This window comes from Capnocytophaga sp. oral taxon 329 str. F0087 (assembly GCF_000213295.2).
Lineage (GTDB): Bacteria > Bacteroidota > Bacteroidia > Flavobacteriales > Flavobacteriaceae > Capnocytophaga > Capnocytophaga leadbetteri_A.
Genome location: NZ_KN390051.1, coordinates 7,022 through 11,102 on the forward strand (window position 1 = coordinate 7,022; position 4,081 = coordinate 11,102).

General features: G+C 35.8%; 3 protein-coding genes. 2 read left to right on the forward strand and 1 reads right to left on the reverse strand.

Going from position 1 to position 4,081, the window contains the following annotated elements; genetic code table 11:
- The coding region (locus HMPREF9074_RS10540) for a M1 family metallopeptidase (RefSeq protein ID WP_034540696.1) at positions 1–1,926 on the forward strand (1,926 nt) is incomplete at its 5' end.
- A 9-nt stretch (positions 1,927–1,935) separates the two neighbouring features.
- The gene (locus tag HMPREF9074_RS10545) at positions 1,936–2,877 is read left to right on the forward strand and encodes a DUF4300 family protein (RefSeq protein ID WP_009389247.1); all 942 of its coding nucleotides are present in this window, start codon (positions 1,936–1,938) and stop codon (positions 2,875–2,877) included.
- Positions 2,878–2,895: 18 nt separating this feature from the next.
- Here HMPREF9074_RS10545 and HMPREF9074_RS10550 read toward each other — a convergent pair whose 3' ends face one another.
- Complete coding sequence (locus HMPREF9074_RS10550; protein ID WP_232297132.1) at positions 2,896–4,080, reverse strand: TolC family protein; 1,185 nt, start codon at positions 4,078–4,080, stop codon at positions 2,896–2,898.
- Between the last annotated feature and the right edge of the window lies 1 nt (position 4,081).

Consider the following 4,081-nt stretch of genomic DNA (forward strand, 5'->3'; position numbering starts at 1 on the left):
CAGAAGACTACACAAGAAATAGAGATGACAGTACCAGACAGCTTTGTGACCCTTTCTAATGGAGTTCTTAAAAATTCGGTAAAGAAGGATGGTATGCGTACTGATCATTGGGTGATGGACAAACCACACGCACCTTATCTATTTTTTATGGGAGCAGGAGAATTTGCTGTAGTGAAAGATACTCCTTGGCGTGGAAATATACCCATAGAGTATTATGTAGAAAAGCCATACGAATCAGTAGCTAAGAAAATATTTGGCAATACCTCAGAGATGATAACCTTTTTTTCAGAGCGATTTGGATATGATTTTCCATGGCAGAAGTATGCTCAAATAGTAGTACGCGAATTTGTCAGTGGTGCAATGGAAAATACAACAGCCGTAAGCCACGCAGAGACAGCTTATCAGACAGCAGAAGATTTAGAAGACCAAAATCATTGGGAGCCTATTATAGCACACGAGTTAGCGCATCATTGGTTTGGAGACTTGGTGACTACAGAAAGTTGGGCAAACCTTACAGTGAATGAGTCATTTGCTAACTATTCAGAATATTTGTGGCTTGATCATAAATATGGTAGAGATGTAGCAGACGAGCATTTATTAAATGATATGCGTCAATATCAACATCGTCCTACTGATTTTAGTAAGGACTTAGTACGGTTTGGATATGACCGCCAAGATGATATGTTTGATTTGGTATCTTATAATAAAGGAGGAGCTATCCTTAATATGCTGCGTGATTATTTAGGAGATGAGGCGTTTTTTGCAGGAGTAGCAGATTATTTGAAAACTAATGCTTATAGTACTGGGGAAGCTCACCAATTGCGACTTTCATTAGAAAAAATAAGTGGAAAAGACTTAAACTGGTTCTTTAATCAGTGGTATTTTGGCAGTGGAAATCCTGTGATAGATGTAGTAAAAAAATACAATGCTACAACTAAGAAGTTGACAGTGAAAATAGTACAAACACAAGATGAAAAAATACTATTTCAGTTCCCATTAGAGATAGATGTTTATGAAAATGGTAAGCGAGTGCGTCATAAAGTGTGGGTAGATGCCCGCAAAGAGAATAGTTTTACTTTTCCGGTAGCTAATACTCCAGAATTAGTAGATATAAATCCACGAGGAGTGATAATTGCAACTGAGCACAATAATAAATCATGGAAAGAATATTTATATCAATTGCAACACGCTACTGATTATAAGAGTAGAATAGAGGCGGTAGATGCTACTACTGCTACAGAAGGGAAAGAGATTCTATTAACGGCGCTGAAAGACCCTTTCTTCAAAGTAAGAGAAAAAGCTTTGCAGAAGCTCATTAGCTATAAACTTACTCCTAAAGAATTGCAAATAGTAGAGAAAGTAGCAGAAACAGATAGTGCCAATCTTGTGAAAGCAGCTGCTATATGGGTATTAGCAGCAACCAAGGATAAGAAGTATTCAGCTATATTTGAGAAAGCCTTGTCTATACCTTCAGGAGCTATAAAAAATGCAGCACTTAATGGGATAGCACGTACAGAACCAGCAAGAGCAAAGAACTTTTTAGAGCAAGCTAAACCTGAAGATTATACTGTAGACGAGTTAGCGGGTTTAGCAAGTGTAATAATCGATAACAAAATGGAGAAGTATCTGCCTACTATGCTGCCTTATTTCGTTTATTATCCATTTTTAGAAAGAGATACTCCAGAGACTTCAGCTAACTTTAAAAAAGGCTATCAGTGGGCAATGAGTTTAGACAATACTCAATTGGTAGAAAGCATTTATAATCCGTTGAAAGATATAGCTAAGGAAATGGAAAATCCTGTAGGAAAGAAAATGCTTTTAAGTGTTTTAGATGAAGGGATTGCTATTAAGAAAGGGCTTACGCAAACAGAATCTTTAAAGAAACAGATAAAACTATTAGAAGAGATAAAAACACTATTTAAATAATAATCTATAATGAATAAAATAGTTCTTACGGCTATAGTTTGCGGACTTCTGTTTGCTTGTCAGCAGCCAACAAATAAAAAAGTAACAGAAAAAGTTGTAGAAACAGAAGAAAAGCACAAACTACAGTTAGTATATAGCAATTTGGTGGATACAGAATCTCAACAAGAGGTACAACAAGCTCTTGCTGCAGCGGGAGTGTCTACTAAAAATATAGGAGATTTTTTGGAGAGTGTAGCTTTATTCAATAATACAGTTGGGGGAAAAGTAGGTTTAGTACCGCAAGGTTATGCTACTATCGACTCATTATTACCACAGTATGATGAAGCTGCAATTCAGAGCCAATGGACGCGTAAATATCCTATTTTTCAAGGCTATAACTGTAGAATAACTTCGTTTACTCTATTACGTGATTTTGTAGCAGTAGCAACTCCTACGACAAGTGTATCTACTGATGATGAAATACTTTTTATAGATAAAGAAGTATTGCATACAATGCCTAAAAAATATTTTACAGCAGAGGATGAAGCCCGTTTTTGGGCTTTATTTTCCTCTATGCCTACAAAAAATACTAAAGAAGTAGCTTCCCATTTAGCCACAGTACAGCACGTTTGGAAAGAAAGAGGTATTAGTTTTCCTAAAAAAGATGACCCTATGAAGGCCTCATTTATTTCAGTCCTTTTTCATTCACAACTCAGTGCAGATGAGAATACCCTTTTTGTGGGTCACGTAGGCGTATTAGTACCTCTTAAGCAAGGAGGAATATTATTTGTAGAAAAGCTTGCTTTTCAAGAACCTTATCAAGTTATAAAGTTCCAGAACCGAACAGAATTAAGCGATTATCTGATGAATAGGTATGATGTAGAATGGGATCAGCCTACTGCTATTCCCTTTATAATGGAAAACGATGCTTTATTAGAAGGATATCGTGCCAATCCGTATAAAAAGAAGTGAGAAATCACTTCTTTTTTATTATCTAAAGTAGTATTCTAATACTTTTAGCTTTAATATATACTGATACTTCGCTTTTACTGATTCATTTTGAGCATTTTCGTACTGATACTTTGCCTGATTAAAGTCAAAAGTATTCATCAAACCTACATCGTGACGTTCTTTTGCGTAGTTAAAAGATTGTTTTTTTGCTAAAACAGTCTTTTCAGTAGCTTCATATAGCTTTTTAGCATTAGTAGCATTGGTGTGCGCCTGATAACTGTTCTTTTCTAAAGTAAGTTCTGCCTGCTCTTTTGCATATTGAGCTTTTAACAAGTTCAGTTTCTGACGTTTTATATTTGTTAAGGTAGAAAATCCATTAAAAATAGGCACTGATAGCGAAAACCCAGCATACATCCCCTTATTTAGGTCTATCTGATCCCAAAAGTTCAAATATTTATTCTTCGTCCAACGAGAGCTGTATCCCCATTGTGCTGAAAGTCGTGGAGAGTAAGCTGCTTGTGCATTTTGTAGTGCATTTTTAGCCAATAAAATATTACTATCAGCTATTTTTACATCACTCATTATTTCTTTAGCATGCTGATAGATTTCTTGAGGGGTTTTTACAAGTATTTCTTCTGAAGGATGTTCAAAAGTAGGGTCTGCAATATCAAAATCTTGATAGTTTTTCAGCAAAAGTAACTGAGCTAATCCCATTTTAGCAATAAAAAGAGCATTTTCAGTAGCAATAATCTGCTGTTCTTGGGTTAGCAATTGTGCTTCAGCTTCATAAATATCGCCTTTTGGTAGAGAACCGGCTTCTATTAGATTTTTGGTGCGTTCTACGCTTTCTTCCGATACCTCACGTTGTGCTTTTAGGTTTTTTATTTGTTCTTTATAGCTCAATACTTCGGCATAAGCATTAATAATCATCAGTACAATATCTTCTTTTACTTTCTCAAGCTGATATTCCGATGCCATTTGGTTTAGGGTAGCACGTTGTAGTTTACGCCAGTTTTGCAGTCCTGCGAAAAGTGTCATTTCAGCCCCAATACCTCCTGAAGCTGATTGAAAAACCGTATTTTCGTACTGGTTTGTCACAGGGTTGATATTCTTCCCACTGTTGAAATTGTAAGACAAATTACCATTTATTGAGGGCAAAAAAGCCCCTTTAGCCTGCAAACGGTCTATGTCTGTAGATTTTAAATCAATTTCAGATTGTTTAATA